The sequence below is a fragment of the Microbacterium sp. JAI119 genome (assembly GCF_013410135.1).
Classification (GTDB): domain Bacteria; phylum Actinomycetota; class Actinomycetes; order Actinomycetales; family Microbacteriaceae; genus Microbacterium; species Microbacterium oxydans.
In genome coordinates, this window is record NZ_JACCCK010000001.1 from 1,860,233 (window position 1) to 1,883,154 (window position 22,922).

Sequence of the window (22,922 nt, forward strand, 5' to 3'; positions counted from 1 at the left end):
TGGCGGCATGAGCACGCACGACGTCGTCCAGAGGGGTCTGTACTACGAGGAGTTCGAGACCGACGCCCGCTACCTGCACCGCCCAGGACGAACTGCGACCGAAGCCGACAACGTGCTGTTCACCACCCTCACCATGAACACGCAGGCCCTGCACCTCGATGCGGCTTTCGCCGACGGTCAGGAGCCGTTCCGCGCGCGACTGATGAACTCGATGTGGACTCTGTCCACCATGGTGGGTTCGTCCGTCGCGCAGCTGACGCAGGGGACCCTCGTCGCACAGCTCGGCTTCGGCGATGTCGCGTTCCCGCATCCGCTGTTCGCGGGAGACACCCTCTACACCGAGAGCACGGTCGTCGAGAAGCGGCTCTCCTCCTCCCGGCCGGGGCAGGGGATCGTGAAGATCGCCCACACCGGCCGGAACCAGGACGGTACCGTCGTCGCCACGGCCGTCCGCTCGGTGCTCGTCCACTGCCGTCCGGAAGGATCCCCCGCATGACGTTCGACCTCGGTCCGGCGCTGTTGTTCTGCCCTGCCGACCGGCCGGAGCGCTTCCGGAAAGCCGCGGAGCGGGCTGATGCGATCATCCTCGATCTCGAGGACGCGGTGCTCCCGGAGGCGAAGGACGAAGCGCGCAGGAACGTGATCGCCGCCGATGTCGACCCCTCTCGAGTGGTCGTGCGCGTCAACGCCCCCGACACCGAGGCCTTCGCCGCAGACCTCGCGGCGCTGGCTCAGACCGACTTCCGCACCGTGATGGTGGCGAAGACCGAGCGTGCGGACAGCTTGTCGGCGTTCGACGAGAGGTACTCGCTGATCGCCCTGTGCGAGACCGCCCGCGGCGTCCAGGCAGCCGACCGCATCGCCGCACACCCGCAGGTGTCCGCGTTGATGTGGGGGGCCGAGGATCTCGTCGCCTCCCTGGGAGGCACGTCTTCGCGCAACGCGGATGGCGCGTATCGCGACATCGCCAGGTACGCCAGAGCGCGTGTCCTCCTCGAAGCCGGTGCGCACGGCAAAGCAGCCATCGACGCCGTGCACATCGACATCGATGACCTCACTGGACTCGAGGAGGAGGCGATCGACGCCGCCGCTTCGGGATTCCGTGCGACGGCCTGCATCCATCCGAACCAGGTGGCGACGATCCGTGCGGCGTACCGTCCGGACGACGCGCTGCTCACCTGGGCGCGCGCCGTGCTCACTGCGGCCGAGTCGCAGCGCGGCGTGTTCCGGTTCGATGGACGGATGATCGACGAGCCGGTCCTCCGTCACGCGCGTTCGGTCGTGTCCCGCGCCGTCTGATCAGAGGACGGGCGTCTCCTCCAGCAGACGGAGATAGCCCGGTGCGGCGACGAACCGGTGCGCCGAGCCGTTCTGCAGCACCTCGCCGTCGCGCGGGAGAGTGCCGCCGGAGACGTGGTCGATCACGGCGCGGATCACGCCACCATGAGCGACGACGATGACCGACTCCGCACGCGGGGAGGACCGACGCCGCGCCTCGCGAGCGATCGTGTGCAGTGCTTCGATCGCGCGTTCTCCCACCTCGTGCAGCGACTCCGCACCAGGAACCTCCGCGTGCCAGTCGCCATACGTCGCGATGTAGTCGGGCACGAGCATGCCCTCACCATCGCCGAACTCGCGCTCGCGGATATCGGGGACGACGCCGGCGACTTCCAGCCCCAGGCGCTCCGCGATGATCTCCGCGGTCTCCTTGGCGCGCAGCAACGGGCTCGTGTAGACGGCGTGATGGGTTCCTGCCGCGAGCTTCTCCGCGGCCCATCGCGCGTCTTCGCGTCCCTTCTCGTTCAGGGGGATGTCGGTGGAGCCCTGGATGCGCCGCGCGAGGTTCCAGTCGGTCTGACCGTGGCGGACGAGGGTGAGGTGGGTCACGAGAGGAGTTCCTGGAGGGCGGGGAGCACGTCGCTGGTGCCCGCGGCGATGGTCACATGCGCCCAGGCATCCGCGCGCGTCGGCTCACGGTTGACGATGATCAGGGGGATGTTACGTCGCCGCGCACGCTCGACGAGGCGGACACCGGAGTTGACCACGAGGGAGGAGCCCGCGACGATCAGGGCGGAGCTCGAACTCAGCAGCGACTCCGCTGCGCGGAAGCGATCCTGTGGCACGTACTCGCCGAAGAACACCACGTCAGGCTTGAGCATGCCCGCGCAGACGGTGCACACGGGGATGACGAAGCCTTCCGTGCTCTCCGGGAGCACGTCGCCGTCGGGGGCGAGAGCGACGTTCTCCGGCACGGTGATCCAGGGGTTGAGCTCCTCGATCTGCACGGCGACGTCGCGGCGATCGAAGACCTGACCGCACTGCAGACACAGCACGCGACGCATGGTCCCGTGGACCTCGATGACGTGCGAGCTCCCGGCCCGCAGATGCAGTCCGTCGACGTTCTGGGTGATCACGCCGGACACGTTCCCCGATGCTTCGAGTTGCGCCAGGGCGATGTGTCCCGCGTTCGGCTCGGCTCTCGCGAAAGCGCGCCAGCCCAGGTGCCCGCCGACCCAATAGCGCCGACGCGCAGCCTCGTCACCCAGATAGGTCTGGATCGTCATCGGATCGCTGCGCGTCCTCGCGCCTTCGCCACGGTAGGCGGGGATGCCGGAATCGGTGGAGATGCCGGCGCCGGTGAGGAGTGCGATGCGCTTCTCGCGCAGCAGCTCGGCGGCGTGGGCGATGGTGGCCGACAGCTCGGCGGGAATGGACACGCTCACAAGACCTCCTTGAGCGAGTCTACGGTGCCGAGGCCGACCAGGGCCTCCACGAGAGCCGCCGACGCCCCAGCGACCGGTGCTGCGCCGTGTCCTGACGGCGGCAGAGTGGACATCGTGGATCTCCTGCCTGTGACCGACGCCGCCGACCGACGTCTCGACGACTACCGCGGCCTCACCGATACCGCCCTACGAGCACTGTCGGAGCCGTCCGGTGGTCTCTACATCGCGGAATCGACGAAGGTGATCGCGCGCGCGGTCGCCTCCGGTCACCGTCCCCGCTCCGTCCTGGTGCAGGAGCGCAGGGTGGACGACATCCGTGCCATCGTCGGTGACCTCGACGTGCCGGTGTACGTCGTTCCGGACGAGGTGGCGGAGGCGGTGACGGGTTTCGCGGTGCACCGCGGCACCATCGCCTCCATGCACCGACCAGAGCTGCCCTCCGTCCGCGAGGTGATCGACGGCGCCTCCCTCGTGCTGATCCTGGAGAACATCGGGGATCACACCAACGTCGGAGCAGCCTTCCGTGCTGCAGCAGGTCTCGGCGCCGACGCGGTGCTGGTTTCTCCGGGCGGGGCCGATCCGCTGTACCGGCGCAGCGTCCGAGTCAGCATGGGCACCGTCTTCCAGGTGCCGTGGACGCGTATCACGGACTGGGAGTCCGCGATCGCGGATCTCCACACCGACGGCTTCGACATCGCCGCGCTGGCGCTGCGCGACGACGCGGTGACGCTCGACGCGTATGCGGCCGCACGTCCGGCGCGGGTCGCGCTGGTCATGGGGTCGGAAGGCGACGGACTCTCGCGCGAGGCCATGGACGGAGCGGACACCGTCGTCACGATCCCGATGTCCGGTGGGGTCGACTCCCTCAACGTGGCATCAGCGGCAGCGGTCGCACTCTGGGCGATGAAGGCCTGACGCTCAGTCCCTCCCGGGAAGGACGACGGGGGAGGGCTCCGGACGCTTCGCAGCGAGGTTGTCGCCAGATGACTGGTGACGGAGCCTTCTGAGCACCCACGGAACCAGGTGCTCCCTGGCCCAGCCCAGGTCTTCCGAGCGTGCCTCTCGCCAGGTGCGCAGCGGGAACGGCTCGGGCTGCATGGCCTCGAGATCGTTCGGCACGTTCAGGGCACGCAACGCCATGCGGGCCACCTCGTGATGGCCGAGCGCGTTGTAGTGCAGTCGGTCATCGTCGAAGAAGCGCATGTCCTGCACGACCTTGAGCGCCCACTGGTCGGCCACGATGCAGTCGTATCGCTCGGCGATGGTGCGGACGTTCTCGTTGTAGATCGCGACCTTTCCGCGGAAGGCGCGGAAGACCGGCGTGAAGGCGGTGTCGATGCCCGTGAACAACAGCACGGCGGCGCCGGTGGAGGACAGCCGGGCGACGGCGTCGTCGAGCTGGCTCGCGATCGCATCCGGGTCGGTGCCGGGCCGGATCACATCGTTGCCGCCCGCACAGATGGAGACCAGATCGGGGCGCAGCGCGACGGCCGGCTCGATCTGGTCGGCGACGATCTGGGCGATCAGCTTGCCGCGGACGGCGAGGTTCGCGTAGGCGAAGTCGTCGACCTGCGCGGCGAGCACCTCGGCGACGCGGTCCGCCCACCCGCGGTGGCTCCCAGGATGCGCCGGATCGGGGTCGCCGATGCCCTCGGTGAACGAGTCGCCGACCGCGACGAATCGGCGCCACGGGTGCGCGGTCTCGTTCGGGATGTAAGGGGTCCGAGTCGAATCCTGGTCGGTCATCCAGCTCTCCTTCGCGAACGATCAGCGACGCGGCGGTGACCACGACGCAGTGACCGAGCCTACCCGCAGGGCTCGGTGCGGGGCAGGGCACGCGCGGGAATCGCGGGGAGTGATCCGGTGTCCCCGGCAGCGATTATCGTGGACTCGATGCTCTCTCCGTCCTTTCCTCAGCGTGCCCCATGGGGAACCGCGAACAAGCTGCGTGCCTGGCAGCAGGAGGCCCTCGAACAGTACTTCGCGGCGGATCAGCGCGACTTCCTCGTCGCCGCCACACCCGGCGCAGGCAAGACCACGTTCGCACTCACCCTCGCCGTCGAGCTCATGCGCATGGGCGAGGTCAACCGCATCATCGTGGTCGCACCGACCGAGCATCTCAAGACCCAGTGGGCGGACGCCGCGGCACGCGTGCACATCCGCCTCGACCCGCGCTTCCGCAACAGCGACTGGGCACCGGCTCGGCACTATCACGGCGCTGTCGTGACGTACGCGCAGGTCGCCGCGAAATCCTCGGTGCACCGGCATCTCACGGAGGACGCCAAGACCCTGGTGATCCTCGACGAGGTTCACCACGGCGGCGATGCGCTGAGCTGGGGCGACGCCATCCGAGACGCGTACGGGCCGGCGAAGAGGCGCCTGCTGCTGTCCGGCACGCCGTTCCGCAGCGACACGGCGCCCATCCCGTTCGTGGAGTACCACCCCGATGAGTCCGGCGCCCGCATCTCGCGCACCGACTACAACTACGGCTACGGCCGGGCACTGGCCGACGGCGTCGTCCGGCCCGTGCTCTTCCACATGTACGCCGGCAAGATGCGCTGGCGCACCACCACCGGCGACGAGCTCGAGACGCACTTGGGCCAGGACAACACCAAGGACGTGACGTCGCAGGCGTGGCGCACGGCGCTCGATCCCGAGGGCGAGTGGATGCCGGCCGTCCTGTCGGCCGCGGACAGACGGCTCACGGAGATCCGCCACCACGTCCCCGATGCCGGCGGTCTCGTACTGGCGACGGACCAGACGGTCGCGCGCGCGTATGCGAAGATCTTGCACAGCATCACGGGCCAGCAGGCCACGGTCGTGCTCTCGGATGATGCGACGGCGTCGGAGCGGATCGAGAAGTTCAGCGCCAACGACTCTCGCTGGATGGTGGCCGTGCGCATGGTGTCGGAGGGCGTCGACGTGCCGCGTCTCGCCGTGGGGGTCTATGCGACGTCGTCCTCGACTCCGCTGTTCTTCGCTCAGGCCATCGGCCGGTTCGTGCGAGCCCGGCGTCGTGGCGAGGCCGCGAGCGTGTTCCTTCCGCAGGTCCCCGTGCTCATGGGGCTTGCGAACGAGATGGACAAACAGCGCGACCATGCGCTCGACCGGCAGTCGAAGGAAGACGATGGCCTGGAGGATTCGCTGCTCGAGAGTGCGAACCGTGAGGAGGAGACCTCGGACGCGCTGACGCAGGAGTTCAGCTACCAGGCGCTCTCGTCCGTCGCCCACTTCGACCGCGTGGTCTTCGAAGGACAGGAGTTCGGTCAGCTGGCCGAACCGGGGACCCCGGAGGAGGAGGAGTTCATCGGCTTCCCCGGTCTCCTCGAGCCGGAGCACGTGCATGAGCTCCTCATGCAGCGTCAGTCCCGCCAGTCACGCCTGCGGGAGGCACGTGAGGCCTCCACACCGCCCGACGAGTCGACGACGCTTCCCCCGCCCCTGCACCGCACCCTCAAGGAGCAGAGGCAGCTGCTGAACAGCCTCGTCGGCCTCTACGCGCGCCAGAAGGGTGAGCCGCACGGCGCGGTGCATGCCGAGCTCCGCCGCATCTGCGGAGGACCGGCAGTCGCGCAGGCCACCGTGACGCAGCTGCAATCCCGCATCGAGGTTCTTCGGAAGCGCGTGCGGTCCTGACATGATCTGCGCCCCGTCCGTGCAGGGACGGCGCTTCGGATCCCCGAAATGCTGTCAATCCGCGCCTGGGTGAGGTCGTGCTGAGCATCCGCGGATAGCGTTGAACGGTTGCCCACGCATAGGGCGCCGCCATCTCTGGAGGATCCATGACAGCCCCCGCTGCCGCCACCCCGACCCCCGCCGATCGTCGGCGCTGGGCGCGCTACCTGGTCGAGGAGCGCGCCGAGGGCGCCGTCTATCAGAAGCTCGCTGCACGCCGAGAAGGCGAAGAGCGCGACATCCTGCTGAGCCTCGCCGATGCGGAACGTCGCCATGAGCAGCATTGGCTCGATCTCCTCGGTGAGGAACCGCGGCGTCTGCCCCGCGCCGGGGTCCGCTCGCGCCTACTCGGATGGATGGCCGGTCGTTTCGGATCGATCTTCGTGCTCGCCCTCGCACAGAGCGCTGAGGCACGGTCGCCCTACGATTCGGAGCAGTACGCCACTCCGGCCATGAGGGCAGACGAGAAGGTGCACTACGAGGTCGTGCGCGGACTCGCTGCGCGTGGTCGCAGGCGGTTGTCCGGTTCGTTCCGCGCGGCCGTGTTCGGCGCCAACGACGGCCTGGTGAGCAACCTCGCGCTGGTGCTCGGGATCGGCGCGACGGGCGTGAGCTCCGGCTTCGTGCTTTTCAGCGGGATCGCCGGTCTCCTGGCCGGCGCACTGTCGATGGGAGCAGGCGAGTTCGTCTCGGTACGTTCCCAGCGCGAACTGCTCGCGGCGACGGAGGCCAACGAGGACGCACACGCATCAGCGGGAGATCTCGACATCGACGAGAACGAGCTGGCTCTCGTCTACCGTGCCCGCGGCATGGAGCAGGAGGAATCCCTCGCGCGGGCACGCCGCATCGTGAAGGCGGCGCAGGCCGGCGTGCGTCAGGCGGCGACCGGTCCCGTGGACATCCAGCGCGGCGATGATCACGAGATCGTCGGCAGCGACTGGACGGCGGCCATCTCCAGCTTCCTCCTGTTCGCCTCCGGGGCGATCATCCCCGTGCTCCCGTGGATCTTCGGGCTTCAGGGCACCACGGCGATCATCGTCGCCCTCGTGCTCGTCGGCATCGCCCTCCTGAGCACAGGCGCGATGGTGGGAGTGCTGTCCGGGGGCCCGCCCCTTCGTCGAGCACTCCGCCAGCTCGCCATCGGGTTCGGGGCTGCCGCGATCACCTACGCGCTCGGTGTGCTGTTCGGCGTCGGCGCGGCCTGAACGATCCGCGATCCGGCGGGCGCTGCGTCCCCGCCGGATCGCGGAAGACGAACCGCATCGCGGAACGCGAAGAAGGCCCCGGATCCTGGGATCCGGGGCCTTCTTCTTCCTGTGCGCGGAGGGGGACTTGAACCCCCACGCCCTTACGGGCACTACGACCTCAACGTAGCGCGTCTACCATTCCGCCACCCGCGCAGGTTTTGGATGATCGTTGCCGACCGAAGAATAACATTACCATGTCCTCCGCGGCCTCTCGAACCGAGGCGCACGCCCGGGCGTGGCGCGACGTTTCGATAGCCTGGACCCATGACTGAACCGTCCCTCCCGGAGGTCGTGCGCATCGCGAGCGACCTGATCCGCTTCGACACCTCCAACTTCGGCGGTGGCAACGCGAAGGGCGAGCGGGAAGCCGCGGAGTATGTCGGGGCCTACCTGGAGGGGCTCGGACTCGAGGTCGAGTACTACGAGCCGATCCCGCGCCGCACGAACGTCATGGCACGAGTGGCGGGACGCGACAGGGAAAAGCCCGCACTCGTCGTGCACGGGCACCTCGATGTGGTCCCGGCCATGGCCGAGGATTGGAGCGTCGACCCGTTCGCCGGATTGGTGCAGGACGGGATGCTCTGGGGCCGTGGGGCCGTGGACATGAAGAACATGAACGCGATGATCCTCACCTCGGTCGCCGAGATCCTGCGTGCGGGTGAGCAGCCGGAGCGCGACCTCGTTCTCGCGTTCTTCGCCGACGAAGAGAACGGCGGGGTCGAGGGGTCGGCGCTCGTCGTGCAGAACCGCCCGGAATGGTTCGAGGGTGCCGCGGCCGCGATCAGCGAGGTCGGCGGCTACTCGATCACGGTCGACGACCGCCGCGCCTATCTGCTGCAGGTGGGGGAGAAGGCCCTGATCTGGATCCGTTTGGTGGCGAAGGGGCGAGCGGGACACGGCAGCCGCCTGCACGACGACAACGCGGTCACGAAGCTCGCTGAGGCCGTCGCGGCGATCGGACGCACCCGGTGGCCGATCCGCCTGACTCCGACCACCAGAGCGCTGCTCGAGGGGCTGAGCACGCTGTCAGGTCGCAGCGCGGACGACCCTGACGCTCTCGCCGCAGCCGCAGGGCCGGCCGAGGCCTTCCTCCGCTCCTCGTTCCGCACCACCACGAACCCGACGGCGCTGACCGCGGGGTACAAGCACAACGTCATCCCGGAGCGGGCGGAGGCGCTCATCGACGTGCGAGTGATCCCCGGCACCGAGGGCGAGGTCCTGGCCGAGCTCCAGCAGATCGTCGGAGACGAGATCGTCATCGAGACGGTCGTCCGTGACATCGGTATGGAGACGCCCTTCGAAGGGGATCTCGTCGAGGCGATGGTCGCCAGCATCGGTCGTCATGACCCCGGGGTTCCGGTGATCCCGTATCTGCTCGGTGCCGGTACCGACAACAAGGCGTTGGCGTACCTCGGGATCACGGGCTACGGCTTCGCACCTCTCAGGCTCCCGGCCGACCTCGACTTCACAGGCATGTTCCACGGAGTCGACGAGCGAGTACCCGTAGAATCGCTTGTCTTCGGCCAGCGGGTGCTGACCGATCTGCTGCGCACGTACTGAGCGCCGCGCGCTCCGTGCCTCCTCCGACCTGAAAGCCCTCCATGCACCTGCTCGAAGCACTGATCCTCGGCGTCGTCCAGGGACTCACCGAGTTCCTCCCGATCTCCTCCAGCGCACACCTGCGCATCCTCGGGACGTTCCTCCCCTCCGGTGAGGACCCGGGCGCGGCGTTCACCGCGATCACCCAGATCGGCACCGAGGCCGCAGTCGTCGTGTTCTTCTGGCGAGACATCGTACGCATCGTGACCCAGTGGTTCCGCTCCCTCGTGGGGAAAGCGCCTCGCAACGATCCGGACGCGAGGATGGGCTGGTTGATCATCATCGGCAGCATCCCGATCGTGGTGCTCGGGCTGCTCTTCCAGGATCAGATCGAGACCGTCTTGCGCTCGATGTGGATCGTCGCGGTCATGCTGATCGTCTTCGGAATCCTGCTCGGTGTGGCCGATTACGTGGGGGCGAAGCGCCGCAAGCTCGACGACCTGACCTACCCGCACGGCATCGCATTCGGTTTCGCGCAGGCGCTGGCCCTGATTCCCGGCGTCTCCCGTTCGGGCGGAACCATCACCATGGGCCTGTTCCTGGGCTACGAGCGCGCCGCGGCTGCGCGTTATGCGTTCCTGCTGGCGATCCCTGCGGTGTTCGGCAGCGGCTTCTACCAGGTCTTCAAGAGCTGGGACGAGCCCTCGTTCTTCTCCTTCGGCGACACCCTCGCCGCGACCGGCATCGCGTTCGTCGTCGCTCTCGGCGTGATCGCGTTCTTCATGAACTGGATCTCGAAGCGCAGCTTCCTGCCGTTCGTGATCTACCGCATCCTGCTCGGAACCGTGCTGCTCGTACTGCTCGGCACCGGCGTGATCGCAGCCTGAGCGCGAATCAGCGCTTGCGGTCTCCCGGACCGTCGTCCCGTCGACGGAGGTAGCGCTCGAAGGCCTGCGCGATCGCGTCTCCCGACGCTTCGGGGGAGTCCCACGTGTCGCGCGTGCGCTCGAGCTGGCGGATGTACTCCGCCATGTCCTCATCCTCGGAAGCGGCGGCGTCGATGGACGCCTCCCACGCGGCAGCCTCCGTCCGCAGCGCCTGACGGTCGACATCCACGCCGGTGAGTTCCTCGAGCCGGTCCAGCAGCGCGAGGGTCACCTTCGGCGAGGGAGTCGCCGAAGCGACGTAGTGCGGCACACTCGCCCACAGGCTCGCTGTGGGGATTCCCGCATTCTCGGCGAAGTGCTCGAACACCGTGAGGATTCCCACCGGGCCCTCGTACATCGATCGTTCCAGGGCGTGCGCCTCGCGCACCTGCTCGTTCTGGCTGGAGGCGAAGATCGATATCGGTCGGGTGTGCGGCACGTCGGAGAGCATCGCACCGAGGGTCACCAGCCCGGTGATGTCGTCACGCAACGCGACGTCGATGAACTCGGAGGCGAACGCCTGCCACGTGCGCGCGGGCTCGGCGCCGGTGAGCAGCCAGATCTCGGGACCGGGCCCGGGATCGCGCGGCCGCCACAGTCCTGCTTCCGGCCAGGTCAGCTGGCGTCGTCCCTCGGCGTCCATGCGTGTCGATGGGCGCGTGTACTGGTAGTCGAAGTACAGCTCGGGGTCGACGGAATGCACGAGGTCGTACTCCGAGGATCTCCGCAGTGCCTCGATGGCGCCGCTCGCTGCTTCACCCGCATCGTTCCAGCCGTCGAAGGCGGCGATGACGATGCGCGGACCGAGAACATCCATCGAGGCTCCCTTCGAGATGGCGGTCGTGATCCTTCCAGGCTAGTCCGCGGAGGCGGGATGCGGGCGGCACCACGGCTAGCATGGGTTCAGTGAGCAGAAAGCCCAGCGCGGTCCTGTGGGACATGGATGGAACACTCGTCGACACCGAACCGTATTGGATGGCGGCCGAGACGGCGCTCGTCCAGTCGTTCGGAGGCTCCTGGACCCATGAGGATGCACTTCAGCTCGTGGGAAGCGGCCTGATCGACAGCGCGGTCATCCTACAGAACGCCGGAGTCGCCATGGAAGCCGAGGCGATCGTCTCGCATCTCACCGACGTCGTGCAGGAGTCGCTGCGCACCCAGGGCGTCCCGTTCCGCCCCGGTGCGCGCGAGCTGCTCCGCGACCTCCGCGACGCGGGGATCCCGACAGGGCTGGTGACGATGTCGTTGCGCCGCATGGCCCTCAACGTGGTCGACCTGATCGAGTTCGACGCGTTCGACATCGTGGTCGCGGGCGACGACGTGGACAACCCCAAGCCGCATCCCGAGCCTTACCTGCAGGCAGCGGCTCTTCTGGACGTCGACATCGCCGAGGTGATCGTCATCGAGGACTCGCCGACCGGGGTGCGAGCGGGCCTCGCCTCGGGCGCGCTCACCCTCGCAGTCCCGCACATCGTGCCTCTCGACCACCTCGGCGCTCACGAGCTGTGGGACACGCTGGACGGCCGAGGCGCGGTGGACCTGACCGATCTCTACGACAGCCGCGCAACCGCGACAGGAGCCGCCCGATGACCGAAGCCAGCCCGAACCGGCCGAGTGGCCCCTTCCGCGCCGGCGACCGCGTGCAGCTCACCGGCCCCAAGGGGCGCCTGCACACCGTGACGCTCCGCGAGGACGGCGAACTGCACACGCATCAGGGCGTGCTCCGCCACCGCGACCTCATCGGACTTCCCGACGGCTCCGTCGTGGCGAACAGCTCGGGGCACGACTACCTGGCGCTGCGTCCGTTGCTGCGCGATTTCGCGATGTCGATGCCGCGCGGAGCGGCGATCGTGTACCCGAAGGACGCGGCGCAGATCGTGATGCAGGCCGACATCTTCCCCGGCTCGGTCGTGGTCGAGGCGGGTGTCGGCTCCGGCGCTCTCTCCCTTTCCCTCCTGCGAGCCGTGGGACCGGCGGGAACGCTGATCTCCTTCGAACGCCGCGAGGACTTCGCCGATGTCGCCCGCGGCAACGTGGAGACGTTCTTCGGGGAGCGCCCTGACACCTGGCGCGTCGTGGTCGGCGATCTCGTGGAGTCCCTTCCCCGCGAGGTGACGCCGGCCTCCGTCGATCGGGTGGTGCTCGACATGCTCGCTCCGTGGGAGTGCATGGACGCCGTCGCCGATGCGCTGACCCCCGGTGGCGTCGTGCTCTGCTACGTGGCGACAGCCACTCAGCTCTCCCGTGTGGCAGAGTACATCCGCGCCACGGGTCTCTTCACCGAACCCGATGCCTCCGAGACGATGGTTCGCGGCTGGCATGTGGAGGGCCTCGCCGTGCGGCCTGATCACCGCATGGTCGCGCACACCGGCTTCCTGCTCACCGCGCGCAGGCTCGCGCCGGGTGCGGTCGCCCCCTCCGTGAAGCGACGGGCATCCAAGAGCAGCTATGGCGACGAGGACGTGGAGGCGTGGACCCCCGGTGCCGTGGGCGACCGCGAGATCAGCGACAAGAATCTCCGCAAGCGCGCACGGGAGGCGGAGAAGGCTGCGGAAGGGGCGCGCCTTGCCGCCGCATCGCGCGATTCCGGGCACGCGACGGAATAGACTGGAGCGCGTGCGTAAAACGTCCGCCGTTCTGGCCTCCCTCAGCCTCGCCGTCCTCGCCCTGACGGGCTGCACCGCGACCGCATCCGACGGTGTCGCCGCCTGTGATCGCGGTGGTGACGACAAGATCCTGAACGTCGCCGACGTGAGCGGTGACCTCGGTTCGCTGCCCGACGTCGAGGTCTTCGGGCCCGTCAAGTCCGACAAGACGGCCTTCGCCGATGTGACGGTCGGCGATGGCCTCCCGCTGGGCTCGAAGTTCCAGCCCGTGGTGCTCGATATCGCCTTCTACGGCGGCGACAGCGGCGAGAAGCTCTACCAGTCCGAGTTCAACGGCGACCAGAGCCGCGTGCACAGCATCGACTACTGGGCGCAGCGCTCTGCCGGTCTGTCCGATGTGCTGGAGTGCGCGACCGAGGGCAGTCGCGTCCTCGCCGTGCTCACCCCGGAGGACTTCGGCGAGCAGAACGTCCAGGCGTTCGGACTCGAAAAGGGGGAGAACATCGTGGCGGTCATCGACGTGCTCGATGTGATGCCGGCGAAGGCATCCGGCGCGTTGCAGTTCAATGACGCGCGAGGACTCCCCACCGTGGTGCGCGCTCCCGACGGCACGCCGGGCGTCATCATCCCCGACGTTCCCGCCCCCAAGGAGATCACCACGCAGACGCTGATCAAGGGCGACGGTCCGAAGGTGAAGAAGGACGACATCGTCGTCACCAACATCATGGGCGTCGGTTGGGACGACAAGAAGGTCACCACGAGCTCCTGGGGTGCCGATGCCAGCGTCAGCGTGGCTGCCGAACAGCTCGTCGGAGCCACGGTCGGATCCCAGCTCCTCGTCGTCTTCCCCGCCGCCGAGAACGCTCCGGCCACTGCGGTCGTCGTCGACATCCTGGGCGCAGTGACGGCGCCCACGCCGTGATGGCAGCCCGGATCCCCGCGGAGGAGCGTCTGACGAATCTCGTCGTGGCGCTGATGGCCACGGAGATCGGGTTGACCAAGCAGCAGATCCTCGACAACGTCTCCGGCTACCGGCAGCGCGCCGAGGCCGGTACCCGGTCGGATGCGCTCGAGAAGATGTTCGAGCGCGACAAGGACGAGTTGCGCTCACTCGGCGTGCCCATCGAGACCATCGGGGACGCCGCGGATCCGAACGATCTCCGCGAGGCGCGCTATCGCATCCCGCAGGCGGAGTACGACCTCCCCAGCGACATCGAGTTCTCGCCGGCCGAGCTCGCGGTGCTACAGCTCGCAGGAAGCGTCTGGAGCTCCGAATCGGTCTCCGGGGACGCGCAGTCCGGCGTCCGCAAGATTCGCGCCCTCGGCATCGACGGCGACGAGCCGATCATCGGGTTCGCGCCGCGCATCACCGCGCGCGATGCGGCGTTCTCGCCTCTGCAGGATGCGATCGAGCGGTGCAGGGTGGTCACGTTCGAGTACTTGAAGCCCGGAGAGGATGCGCCGCGCCGCCGCCGTATCCGGCCGCTGGCTCTGGTCGACTACGAGGCACGGTGGCATGTCTACGGCATCGACGTCGATGTGGAGGAGGACCGCACCTTCCTGCTCAGCCGGATCGTCGGGGACGTACGCATGACTCCCCAGAGCTTCGATCCGGTGCTGCGCGACGGCGCAGGAGATCGCGCACTCGCCGGGCTGGAGCGCGTCGCCGCCGAGAACTCGGCCCTTCTGGAGGTCACCCCCGGCACGGAGGCGGCGTTGCGGCTGGGACGACGCGCCTCGCCGGCCACGCAGGGCATCAACGTGCCCTTCGTCGACCTGCACATCCTCGCCGACGAGCTCGCCTCGTACGGACCGGAAGTACGAGTGGTCGACCCGGCACCCTTGCGGGAAGCCGTGATCTCGCGGCTGCGTGCCGTCGTGAACGCCCACTCCGGAGCGGAGGAGACGAAGTGAGCGCGAGCTCGAAGCCCCTGCTCGCCGCCGATCGCGTGCGCCTGTATCTCACACTGGTTCCCTATCTCCTGGAGCACGGACAGGTCTCTCTCGAGGAGGCGGCCGCGGAGTTCGCCGTCACGCCGCAGGAGATGCGCGGGATGGTGGAGAAGCTCACCGTGATCGGTCTCCCCGGAGAAGCGGGGTACTGGCAGCAGCCGCAGGAGATGTTCGACATCAACTGGGACCTCCTCGATCTGGAAGACGTGATCGAGATCACGAACGATGTGGCTCTACGCCGCGTCCCGCGCTTCACCGCTCGCGAGGCTGCGGCGCTGCTCGCAGGGCTCCAGATGGTCGCGGCGGTCCCGGCCGTCTCGGACTCGGGTCTCGTCGCCGGACTGATCTCCAAGCTGTCCCGTGGCGCGGCGGACGCGCCCGCCGATGTCGTCGTCGCCCCCAGTGCCGTCGACGAGGTGCGCGAGGCGGTGGCCCGCGGACTGCATGAGGGCGTCGCGATCGCGTTCACGTATCAGGCTCCCGACGCCGCGCCGACCACTCGCACCGTGGATCCGATGCAGATCCTCATCACCAACGGTCAGTGGTACCTCCAGGGGTGGTGCCATCTGCGCAAGGCCATGCGCACTTTCCACCTCGACCGGGTCAGCGCGCCGGCGCTCACCGACATCCCGATCACGCATCAGGGAGATCACGTCCCCGAAGCCTTCGCAGGGCTCGAGGAGGAACGGACCGTCACGGTGCGGGTGCCGGAGAGGCTGGCTCCTCTGCTCGACGGATTCGTGCCCACCGGAACCACCGACGCGGTGGACGGTACGGTCACAGCGCAGCTGCACCTCGCGGACCCGCGGGGTATCAAGCGGCTCGCTGCGCGCTTCGGCGGGGCGATGGAGGTGCTGGAGCCCGCGCTGGGCCGTACGGCGACGAGGGAGTGGGCTGCTGCGGGACTCGCGCTCTATCACCAGCCCGAAGCAGAGGTTTGATCTGTAGACTGGATCGAACGCTCACCGACGACGGGAAACCTGACATGTTCGCTGGAATGCAAGGCTGGCACCTGCTGATTGTGCTCGCCGTGATCCTCCTCCTGTTCGGTGCGGCCAAGTTGCCGGCTCTCGCGAAGAGCATGGGCCAGTCGGCTCGCGTGTTCAAGGGCGAGATGAAGGCCATGAAGGACGACGCCGCTCGCACCGACTCCGCAGCCGCCGAGCCGACCACGGTGAAGGACTCGGGCATCGACCCTGAGACCCCGCCCCGCGCCTGACCGGCCGTGGCAGCCATCGAACCGACCGTGATGCCGAAGGCGGATCGGGATCGACGGATGTCGCTCGGCGCGCATCTCGTCGAACTGCGCAAGCGCCTCATGTTCGCTGCGCTCGCCCTGCTCGTCGGAATGGTGATCGCCTTCCTCATCGCCGATCCGATCATCAACTTCATCACCGAACCGGTCCGCATCATCGCCGAGAAGCGCGGAGACGATTTCAGCGCGCTCAACTTCGGCACCGTCACGGCCGCGTTCGACATGCGCATGCGCATCGCGTTCTCGATCGGCATCTTCCTGTCCGCACCCGTGTGGCTGTGGCAGATCTGGGCGTTCATCATGCCCGGACTCACGCGCAAAGAGGTCAGGTACACCGTCGGCTTCGTGGTCGCCGCCGTTCCGCTGTTCTTCGCCGGCTGCTACCTCGGCGTCATGATCATGCCGCACATCATCGAGCTGATGTGGAGCTTCACCCCGGCAGGCGCGACGAACCTGTACTCGGCGCAGGAGTATTACGACTTCATCTTCAAGCTGATGATCGTGATCGGCATCTCCTTCGTGCTCCCGGTGTTCCTCGTCGCCCTCAACCTCGCAGGTGTGATGTCCGGACGGGCGATCCTCAAGGGATGGCGCGTCGCGATCATCATCGCGACGGTCTTCGCCGCGCTCGCGACACCCGCGGCAGACGTCGTCAGCATGCTGATGCTGGCCGGCATCCTCATCGTGCTGTTCTTCGCCGCTGCCGGTCTCTCGCTCATCTTCGACCGGCGCAAGCGCAAGCGTGACGAGGCATCAGGGCTTCTGCCGGATCCGGCATGAGCTCGCCTTCGGAGAAGTACGCTCGCGCGCGGGAAGCGGGTGAGCATCCGCAGTCAACGGCGTTCGCGGCGCTGCAGAAGTTCGATCTCGATCCGTTCCAGGTCGCCGGCTGTCATGCACTCGAGGGTGGACGAAGCGTGTTGGTCGCTGCTCCGACAGGTGCAGGCAAGACGATCGTCGGCGAGTTCGCGATCCATCTCGCGATGCAGACATCGAGCGACAAGGCCTTCTACACGACGCCGATGAAGGCACTGTCGAACCAGAAGTTCCGCGAGCTGGTCGACGTCTACGGGGCCGATCAGGTGGGCCTGCTCACCGGCGACACCAACATCAACGGCAATGCGCGGATCGTCGTCATGACGACCGAGGTCCTGCGCAACATGATCTACGCCGACTCGGCGGCGCTGAGGGATCTGCGCTACGTGGTCATGGACGAGGTGCACTACCTCGCTGACCGATTCCGTGGAGCGGTCTGGGAAGAGGTCATCATCCACCTCCCCGCCCGCGTCCGCCTGGTGTCGTTGAGCGCGACGGTGTCGAACGCGGAGGAGTTCGGCGACTGGCTGGACACGGTGCGCGGCGATACCGAGGTCATCGTCTCCGAGATCCGTCCCGTGCCGCTCGAACAGCACGTCCTCGTCCGTGACGACCTGCTGCCGCTGTTCGACGATCGGGCGGGTCTGGCCACCGCGCAGGTCAACCAGGAGCTCATGCGGATCCGCTCCGCGACGGGCACGACATACGAGAACAACCGGCAGGCGCAGTCGTACCGCAGCGACCGCCATGCCGGACGTCAGGCGAAGCGTCCGCCGCGCGGGGGACGACGTCCGGTCCGTGCTGCCAACGCGCGCCGCATCGAGCGAATGGATCGGCCCGACGTCGTCCGTCTGCTCGAACGCGCGAATCTGCTCCCTGCCATCTTCTTCATCTTCAGCCGCGTGGGGTGCGATGCCGCGGTGCAGCAGGTGCGCCGCTCCGGTATCAGGCTCACGTCCAACGAGGAGCGCGCGGAGATCCGCGCCATCGTCGAGGAGCGCACGCGGACCCTCCAGGACGAAGACCTCGGTGTGCTCGGCTACTGGGAATGGCTCGACAACCTCGAACGCGGAATCGCCTCGCACCACGCGGGCTTGCTGCCCGCTTTCAAGGAGGTCGTCGAGGAGCTCTATCAGCGCAAGCTCGTGAAGGTGGTCTTCGCCACCGAGACGCTCGCCCTCGGCATCAACATGCCGGCGCGCACCGTCGTCCTCGAGAAGATGGAGAAGTTCAACGGCGAAGCCCGCGTCGCCATCACGTCGGGGGAGTACACCCAGCTCACCGGTCGCGCAGGGCGTCGCGGCATCGACGTCGAGGGCCACGCCGTCGTGCAGTGGACCGAGGGCATGGATCCGCAGGCGGTCGCCGCACTCGCGTCCCGGCGCACGTATCCGTTGAACTCCAGCTTCCGCCCGACCTACAACATGGCCGTGAACCTGATCGACATGTTCGGCAAGCTCAGGGCGCGGCAGATCCTGGAATCGTCGTTCGCGCAGTTCCAAGCAGATCGGGCCGTCGTCGGGCTCGCACGCCAGGTGCGCGAGGCCGAGGAGTCGTTGGCCGGCTACCAGAGCGCGATGGCCTGTGAGCACGGGGATTACCCCGAGTACGCGGCCATCCGGCGCGAACTGAGTGACCTCGAGAAGAAGAACCGGCAGGACTCGAACGCCCCTCGCGCTTCACGCGACAAGCGGATGAAGCGAATCCAGTCGTTGCGCACGCAGATGCAGCGGCACCCGTGCCATCGTTGTCCGGATCGCGAAGCTCACGCGCGGTGGGCGGAGCGGTATTGGAAGCTCAAGCGCCAGACCGATCGGATCCGCCGTCAGATCGAGACGCGCACCGGCACGGTCGCACGCGTTTTCGACCGCGTGGTCGAGGTACTGGAGACGCTCGACTACCTCACCGAAGTCGACGGAGAGACGGCGCTGACCGAAGCGGGACGCACCATGCGTCGCATCTACGGCGAGCGGGATCTGCTCGTCGCGGAGTCGCTCCGTCAGGGGCTGTGGGCGGGGCTGGATGCTCCTTCACTCGCGGCGATGGCGTGCTGCCTCGTCTATGAGCCTCGCCGTGACGAGGCGAATTCGGGGGAGCGGGGTCTGCCCCGAGGCGCCTTCCGGGCCGCATACGAGAAGACGACGACGCTCTGGGCCGAGCTCGACGATCTGGAGCAGGATCACCACCTGCCCGGGAGTGAGCCGCTGGCGGCAGGGCTGGCCGGGGCGATGCACTCCTGGGCCCGCGGCGGCATGCTCGACCGCGTCCTGATCGACGCCGACATGGCTGCGGGAGACTTCGTGCGCTGGGCCAAGCAAACGATCGATCTGCTCGATCAGCTCTCCATCGTCGCGGAAGATGCCGCACTCGCACGAACGGCACGGGCCGCGCTCGATGGCGTGCGCCGCGGCATCGTCGCCTACTCGTCGATGTGAGATGGACGGAATGACCTCGAAAACCGCGCCACAACGCGCCCTCCTGCCCCTCTGGGCTGCTGTGCTCGCCGCCGGACTGGCCGCCCTGGTGATGAATCTGGCGTATCCGGAGGCTGCGATCTGGATCCTCGCCTTCCCAGCGACAGCTCTTCTGCTGCTCGCGCTGATAGGACGACGGTTCGGGGGTGCGCTGCTCGTCGGGCTGGTCTACGGCATCCTGTTCTTCGGGCTCCTGGTCTCCTGGACATCGCGATACCTCGGCCCCATCCCGTGGGCCGCCCTGAGCGTCGTCGAGGGCGTGCTGACGGCGATCGCCCTCATCCCGATTGCGCTCGCCTATCGCTGGCTCCCGAAAGCCTTCCCCGGGACAGCGGGGCGCCTTCTGGGGCTCCCGACGGTCGTCGCGGCCCTCTGGGTCGGCCGCGAGCTGTTCGTCGGCTCCTGGCCCTACGGCGGCTTCCCTTGGGCACGTATCGGCATGAGTCAGGCCGAGAGTCCCCTCGCGTCCGTCTCCTCCTGGGTCGGCGTGAGCGGGCTCAGCTTCCTCATGGTGCTCGTCGTGGCGATGCTGATCGAAGTCGTGCGGCTGCGCGCATGGCGCCGGCCCTTGCGGCTGATCGCGCCGGCAGCCCTCGTGGTGGTGCTGCTGTTCACCCCGCTCTTCCCGACCGCGACCAGCGGCTCGATGCGGATCGCCGCCGTGCAGGGGAACGGCCCGACGGGGTACTTCGACGATCGCGAGCCGTTCGCGGTGATCCAGGCGCAGACAGAGGCGACCGCCCCTCTTTACGGCGAAGACGTCGATCTGCTGGTCTGGCCGGAAGGGTCATTGGACGCGGACCCTTTTCAGAGCGATGCGCTGGCGCGGCGGATGACCCTCATCGCGAACCGGATCGACGCACCGCTCCTCGCCAACGCGCCAACAGGTCGTGACGACCGCTTCTTCAACACCTCGATGCTCTGGAACCTCGATGGCACCGCGAGGCAGCTGCACGACAAACGGCACCCCGTCCCCTTCGGCGAGTACGTGCCGGATCGCCCGTTCTTCAACGCGCTCGCCCCGGAGCTGATCGGTCTCATCCAACGGGAGTACACGCCGGGTTCGAACCCTCCGATCGTCGACGTCGACGGGGTCCGCGTCGGTCTCGCCATCTGCTTCGATGTGATCTACGACGATGTGATCTGGCAGGGCCTGAACGCGGGGGCAGAGGTGCTGGTGTTCCAGACGAACAATGCCGACTTCCGTGGCACGGACGAGAACCTGCAGCAGCTGGCCTTTGCACGCATGAGGGCCATCGAGACCGGCAGAAGCGTGGTGAACGTCTCGACCGTCGGCACGAGCCAGGTCATCCGTGCTGACGGCTCCACGGTCACGAGCCTGGACGCAGATGAGGCCGGAGCCATGCTCGAGGATGTCGAGCTGCGCTCCGGCCTCACGGCTGGTGTGGTGCTGGGCCCCTGGATCCAGGCAGTCGTGCTGTGGGGCGGTCTCGGCGCGCTCCTCGTCGGGTGGTGGCGCGCCAGGAGGCGCTAGGCGCCGATCTTCTCGCGGGTCGGGTCTTCTCCGGCACCGCGGCGGGCCCGGATGAAGGCGAGGCGCTCTTCCAGCAGCTCCTCGAGCTCGGCGCGCGTACGGCGCTCCAGCAGCATGTCCCAGTGGGTGCGGGCGGCCTTCTCGTCGCTCGCCTCGAGCGTGACGGCCTGGCCGTCGACGTTCAGTCGAGCCTCGGCACCGCAGGCGCGGCACTCCCAGGTCTGGGGCGGCTCGGCGTCCGCCGCGAACATCAGGTTCGTGACGTGGCCGCATGTGTCACAGGTGTAGGTGGTCTCACGGCGCTCCATGAAAACGACGCCCTCTTCGCTCTGTAGGCTCTGGGCGCCGAGTCGGATGCCGCGCAGGCTGCGATCTGCCATTGTGTGGTCCTCTCGTCGCTGTCAGGTATAACGCTCCAGCCTGTGGGCTTCATCCACGCGGGCGAGTTCTCGGCGGAACTCACAGGTTAATCCCAGCGGAGGAGGTTATGAGGCGGGTCGCCCCTAACGCGGGGCGAGAGTCTTCAGGGCGAGATCAGCGCGGTCCGACACGATGCCGTCGACACCGAGGTCGATGAGACGGCGCATGTCTGCGGCCTCGTTGACGGTCCAGATGTGCACCTCCACCCCGTGCCGGTGCGAGGCCTGAAGAAGAGCAGGAGTCAGCACCGTCAGCGCGCGGTGGCGCTCCGGGATCTGCAGAGCATCGATGCCGCGAAGGATGCGCGCGGGGGAGAGGCGGAGTGCCGAGAGCGCGCGCAGGGAGGCGATCGTCGCGCTGCCTCCGGACGTGGCCGGACGAAGCGCCGCCCCTGCCCGCAACACGGACGCCACCGTTCCCCGTCGATTGGCGTCGGAGAAGCTCGTCACGAGCACCCGGTGCGTGTCGTCGACCAGGATCTTCCCGAGAGGCTCGACAGCGGACGACGTCTTCACGTCGATGTTGAACCGCACGTCCGGGAAGGAATCGAGTGCTTCTGCGACGGTCAGCAGGCCCCCGTGCTCCTCGAACAGGGTGCGCAGCTCACGTGTACTCACCTCACCGACGGGCCGGGGGTCGCCGGTGAGTCGTGCGATGTCGTCATCGTGGAAGAGCACCACGTCGCCGCTCGCTGTGACCTGACAATCGGTCTCGATGTACTCGACGCCGGCGGCATGGGCGGCCGCGAAAGCCCCGGCGGAGTTCTCCCAGACGCCGGAGTCCTCGCCCGCCGCGGTGATCAGACCACGGTGGGCGAGGACTCGGGGATTCCGCATCTTCGAGAAGTACGGGTGCGTCACGCGCCGGGAAGCGTGTTCGACGGGCCCTGGCCGGGCTTCGGCGTGAACGCGCTGCCGATGCCCTTGAGCGCCTCGGTGAGTTCGCTGGGGATGATCCAGAGCTTGTTGGACTGCCCCTCACTGATCTTCGGAAGCATCTGCAGGTACTGGTAGGCCAGAAGCTTGTCGTCCGGCTCGCCCTGGTGGATGGCGCTGAAGACGTTCTGGATGGCCTCGGCCTCACCCTGGGCGCGCAGCACTGCGGCTTGCTTGTCACCTTCCGCGCGGAGGATCTCCGCCTGCCGCGCACCCTCGGCTTCGAGGATCGCGGACTGCTTGGTCCCCTCAGCGGTCAGGATCGCGGCGCGGCGGTCACGCTCGGCTCGCATCTGCTTCTCCATCGAGTCCTGGATCGAGATGGGCGGGTCGATGGCCTTGAGCTCGACCCGGCCGACGCGGATGCCCCACTTGCCTGTCGCCTCGTCGAGGACGACTCGCAGTTGACCGTTGATGTTGTCACGGCTCGTGAGCGCTTCCTCGAGGTTGAGGCCACCGACCACGTTTCGAAGCGTGGTGGTCGTCAGCTGCTCGACGGCGCCCAGGTAGTTCGCGATCTCGTAGGTCGCCGCACGCGCGTCGGTCACCTGGAAGTAGACGACGGTGTCGATCGAGACCACGAGGTTGTCCTCGGTGATCACCGGCTGCGGCGGGAAGGACACGACCTGCTCGCGCATGTCGATCAGAGGCCGCAGCCTGTCGATGAACGGCACGAGCACGTTGAGGCCCGGCGTCAGTGTCTTGTGATAGCGCCCGAGACGCTCGACCACCCCGGCCGTGGCCTGCGGGATGATGCGGATCGCTCGCGCGACGGTGACCACCACGAAGATGATCACGGCGATCACGAGGATCCACAGGATCGCTGTGGGGATGAACGATGCGTCGTTCACGGGGTTC

At 67.8% G+C, this 22,922-nt stretch carries 23 protein-coding genes and 1 tRNA gene; 16 read left to right on the forward strand and 8 right to left on the reverse strand.

The genetic code is table 11. The features are described 5' to 3' along the window. Positions 1–7: 7 nt before the first annotated feature. Positions 8–496 (forward strand): MaoC family dehydratase, encoded by a 489-nt coding sequence (locus HDC31_RS08970; protein ID WP_061015221.1) that lies wholly within the window; start codon positions 8–10, stop codon positions 494–496. Then, positions 493–1,299 (forward strand): CoA ester lyase, encoded by an 807-nt coding sequence (locus HDC31_RS08975; protein WP_061015222.1) that lies wholly within the window; start codon positions 493–495, stop codon positions 1,297–1,299. Before HDC31_RS08970 ends, HDC31_RS08975 begins: the two co-directional genes overlap by 4 nt. Here the strand turns inward: HDC31_RS08975 and HDC31_RS08980 are convergent, their stop codons facing one another. Next, positions 1,300–1,887 (reverse strand): histidine phosphatase family protein, encoded by a 588-nt coding sequence (locus HDC31_RS08980; RefSeq protein ID WP_046747010.1) that lies wholly within the window; start codon positions 1,885–1,887, stop codon positions 1,300–1,302. Then, positions 1,884–2,717: a Sir2 family NAD-dependent protein deacetylase gene (locus HDC31_RS08985; protein ID WP_258546593.1), complete on the reverse strand. Its 834-nt coding sequence runs from the start codon at positions 2,715–2,717 to the stop codon at positions 1,884–1,886. The genes HDC31_RS08980 and HDC31_RS08985 overlap by 4 nt, the downstream gene beginning before the upstream one ends. Positions 2,718–2,837: 120 nt before the next feature. Here HDC31_RS08985 and HDC31_RS08990 point away from each other — a divergent pair, with 120 nt between their 5' ends. Further along, positions 2,838–3,638: an RNA methyltransferase gene (locus tag HDC31_RS08990; protein ID WP_061015224.1), complete on the forward strand. Its 801-nt coding sequence runs from the start codon at positions 2,838–2,840 to the stop codon at positions 3,636–3,638. 3 nt (positions 3,639–3,641) lie between these two features. Here the strand turns inward: HDC31_RS08990 and HDC31_RS08995 are convergent, their stop codons facing one another. Continuing rightward, the gene (locus HDC31_RS08995) at positions 3,642–4,469 is read right to left on the reverse strand and encodes an SGNH/GDSL hydrolase family protein (protein WP_058631166.1); all 828 of its coding nucleotides are present in this window, start codon (positions 4,467–4,469) and stop codon (positions 3,642–3,644) included. A 147-nt stretch (positions 4,470–4,616) separates the two neighbouring features. Between HDC31_RS08995 and HDC31_RS09000 the strand changes: the two genes are divergently transcribed. Together HDC31_RS09000 and HDC31_RS09005 are read left to right on the forward strand one after the other, a co-directional pair. Continuing rightward, positions 4,617–6,359 (forward strand): DEAD/DEAH box helicase, encoded by a 1,743-nt coding sequence (locus tag HDC31_RS09000; protein ID WP_058631214.1) that lies wholly within the window; start codon positions 4,617–4,619, stop codon positions 6,357–6,359. A 146-nt stretch (positions 6,360–6,505) separates the two neighbouring features. After that, a complete protein-coding gene (locus tag HDC31_RS09005) occupies positions 6,506–7,603 on the forward strand; it encodes a VIT1/CCC1 family protein (RefSeq protein WP_058631167.1) in 1,098 nt (365 codons plus the stop codon). A gap of 112 nt (positions 7,604–7,715) precedes the next feature. Here HDC31_RS09005 and HDC31_RS09010 read toward each other — a convergent pair. Further along, positions 7,716–7,798, reverse strand: a tRNA-Leu gene (locus HDC31_RS09010). Positions 7,799–7,909: 111 nt separating this feature from the next. On the opposite strand from HDC31_RS09010, the gene HDC31_RS09015 reads away from it, so the two are divergent. Next, positions 7,910–9,205, forward strand: a complete 1,296-nt coding sequence (locus tag HDC31_RS09015; RefSeq protein WP_113681952.1) for a M20/M25/M40 family metallo-hydrolase — start codon at positions 7,910–7,912, stop codon at positions 9,203–9,205. Between the two features lie 41 nt (positions 9,206–9,246). Continuing rightward, positions 9,247–10,071, forward strand: coding sequence for an undecaprenyl-diphosphate phosphatase (locus HDC31_RS09020; protein WP_017830635.1), 825 nt, complete (start codon positions 9,247–9,249; stop codon positions 10,069–10,071). 7 nt (positions 10,072–10,078) lie between these two features. On the opposite strand, the gene HDC31_RS09025 is transcribed toward HDC31_RS09020, so the two are convergent. Then, a complete protein-coding gene (locus HDC31_RS09025) occupies positions 10,079–10,927 on the reverse strand; it encodes a PAC2 family protein (RefSeq protein WP_046747004.1) in 849 nt (282 codons plus the stop codon). Between the two features lie 80 nt (positions 10,928–11,007). Here HDC31_RS09025 and HDC31_RS09030 point away from each other — a divergent pair, with 80 nt between their 5' ends. From HDC31_RS09030 to lnt, 9 genes are read left to right on the forward strand one after another with little or no spacing between them, the layout of a single operon-like run. Beyond that, positions 11,008–11,700 (forward strand): HAD family phosphatase, encoded by a 693-nt coding sequence (locus HDC31_RS09030; protein WP_371861856.1) that lies wholly within the window; start codon positions 11,008–11,010, stop codon positions 11,698–11,700. Then, on the forward strand, positions 11,697–12,716 hold the full coding sequence (locus HDC31_RS09035; protein ID WP_058631169.1) for a tRNA (adenine-N1)-methyltransferase: 1,020 nt from the start codon (positions 11,697–11,699) through the stop codon (positions 12,714–12,716). The genes HDC31_RS09030 and HDC31_RS09035 overlap by 4 nt, the downstream gene beginning before the upstream one ends. A 10-nt stretch (positions 12,717–12,726) precedes the next feature. After that, entirely contained in the window at positions 12,727–13,638 is a 912-nt protein-coding gene (locus HDC31_RS09040) for a hypothetical protein (protein ID WP_113681953.1), read from the forward strand. Further along, a complete protein-coding gene (locus HDC31_RS09045) occupies positions 13,638–14,630 on the forward strand; it encodes a YafY family protein (protein ID WP_058631171.1) in 993 nt (330 codons plus the stop codon). Before HDC31_RS09040 ends, HDC31_RS09045 begins: the two co-directional genes overlap by 1 nt. Beyond that, a complete protein-coding gene (locus HDC31_RS09050) occupies positions 14,627–15,610 on the forward strand; it encodes a YafY family protein (protein ID WP_113681954.1) in 984 nt (327 codons plus the stop codon). Before HDC31_RS09045 ends, HDC31_RS09050 begins: the two co-directional genes overlap by 4 nt. A gap of 44 nt (positions 15,611–15,654) precedes the next feature. Continuing rightward, a complete protein-coding gene (tatA, locus tag HDC31_RS09055) occupies positions 15,655–15,888 on the forward strand; it encodes a twin-arginine translocase TatA/TatE family subunit (RefSeq protein ID WP_113681955.1) in 234 nt (77 codons plus the stop codon). A 57-nt stretch (positions 15,889–15,945) separates the two neighbouring features. Next, positions 15,946–16,704 (forward strand): twin-arginine translocase subunit TatC, encoded by a 759-nt coding sequence (gene tatC, locus HDC31_RS09060; protein ID WP_045265395.1) that lies wholly within the window; start codon positions 15,946–15,948, stop codon positions 16,702–16,704. Beyond that, the gene (locus HDC31_RS09065) at positions 16,701–19,175 is read left to right on the forward strand and encodes an RNA helicase (RefSeq protein WP_113681956.1); all 2,475 of its coding nucleotides are present in this window, start codon (positions 16,701–16,703) and stop codon (positions 19,173–19,175) included. Before tatC ends, HDC31_RS09065 begins: the two co-directional genes overlap by 4 nt. 1 nt (position 19,176) lies before the next feature. Further along, positions 19,177–20,709, forward strand: coding sequence for an apolipoprotein N-acyltransferase (lnt, locus tag HDC31_RS09070; RefSeq protein WP_113681957.1), 1,533 nt, complete (start codon positions 19,177–19,179; stop codon positions 20,707–20,709). On the opposite strand, the gene HDC31_RS09075 is transcribed toward lnt, so the two are convergent. From HDC31_RS09075 to HDC31_RS09085, 3 genes are all read right to left on the reverse strand, one after another. After that, a complete protein-coding gene (locus HDC31_RS09075; RefSeq protein ID WP_021200565.1) occupies positions 20,706–21,089 on the reverse strand; it encodes an RNA polymerase-binding protein RbpA in 384 nt (127 codons plus the stop codon). The genes lnt and HDC31_RS09075 overlap by 4 nt on opposite strands. A gap of 123 nt (positions 21,090–21,212) precedes the next feature. Then, positions 21,213–21,989, reverse strand: coding sequence for a glycerophosphodiester phosphodiesterase family protein (locus HDC31_RS09080; protein ID WP_179516025.1), 777 nt, complete (start codon positions 21,987–21,989; stop codon positions 21,213–21,215). Beyond that, positions 21,986–22,915 (reverse strand): SPFH domain-containing protein, encoded by a 930-nt coding sequence (locus HDC31_RS09085; protein ID WP_046746996.1) that lies wholly within the window; start codon positions 22,913–22,915, stop codon positions 21,986–21,988. Before HDC31_RS09085 ends, HDC31_RS09080 begins: the two co-directional genes overlap by 4 nt. Positions 22,916–22,922: the final 7 nt, after the last annotated feature.

Coding starts and splice junctions, on each gene's coding strand:
- HDC31_RS08970 (WP_061015221.1), top strand. CDS start 8: ATGAGCACGCACGACGTCGTCCAGAGGGGTCTGTACTACGAGGAGTTC.
- HDC31_RS08975 (WP_061015222.1), top strand. CDS start 493: ATGACGTTCGACCTCGGTCCGGCGCTGTTGTTCTGCCCTGCCGACCGG.
- HDC31_RS08995 (WP_058631166.1), bottom strand. CDS start 4,469: ATGACCGACCAGGATTCGACTCGGACCCCTTACATCCCGAACGAGACC.
- HDC31_RS09000 (WP_058631214.1), top strand. CDS start 4,617: ATGCTCTCTCCGTCCTTTCCTCAGCGTGCCCCATGGGGAACCGCGAAC.
- HDC31_RS09005 (WP_058631167.1), top strand. CDS start 6,506: ATGACAGCCCCCGCTGCCGCCACCCCGACCCCCGCCGATCGTCGGCGC.
- HDC31_RS09015 (WP_113681952.1), top strand. CDS start 7,910: ATGACTGAACCGTCCCTCCCGGAGGTCGTGCGCATCGCGAGCGACCTG.
- HDC31_RS09020 (WP_017830635.1), top strand. CDS start 9,247: ATGCACCTGCTCGAAGCACTGATCCTCGGCGTCGTCCAGGGACTCACC.
- HDC31_RS09025 (WP_046747004.1), bottom strand. CDS start 10,927: ATGGATGTTCTCGGTCCGCGCATCGTCATCGCCGCCTTCGACGGCTGG.
- HDC31_RS09030 (WP_371861856.1), top strand. CDS start 11,008: ATGGGTTCAGTGAGCAGAAAGCCCAGCGCGGTCCTGTGGGACATGGAT.
- HDC31_RS09035 (WP_058631169.1), top strand. CDS start 11,697: ATGACCGAAGCCAGCCCGAACCGGCCGAGTGGCCCCTTCCGCGCCGGC.
- HDC31_RS09045 (WP_058631171.1), top strand. CDS start 13,638: ATGGCAGCCCGGATCCCCGCGGAGGAGCGTCTGACGAATCTCGTCGTG.
- tatA (WP_113681955.1), top strand. CDS start 15,655: ATGTTCGCTGGAATGCAAGGCTGGCACCTGCTGATTGTGCTCGCCGTG.
- tatC (WP_045265395.1), top strand. CDS start 15,946: ATGTCGCTCGGCGCGCATCTCGTCGAACTGCGCAAGCGCCTCATGTTC.
- HDC31_RS09065 (WP_113681956.1), top strand. CDS start 16,701: ATGAGCTCGCCTTCGGAGAAGTACGCTCGCGCGCGGGAAGCGGGTGAG.
- lnt (WP_113681957.1), top strand. CDS start 19,177: ATGGACGGAATGACCTCGAAAACCGCGCCACAACGCGCCCTCCTGCCC.
- HDC31_RS09075 (WP_021200565.1), bottom strand. CDS start 21,089: ATGGCAGATCGCAGCCTGCGCGGCATCCGACTCGGCGCCCAGAGCCTA.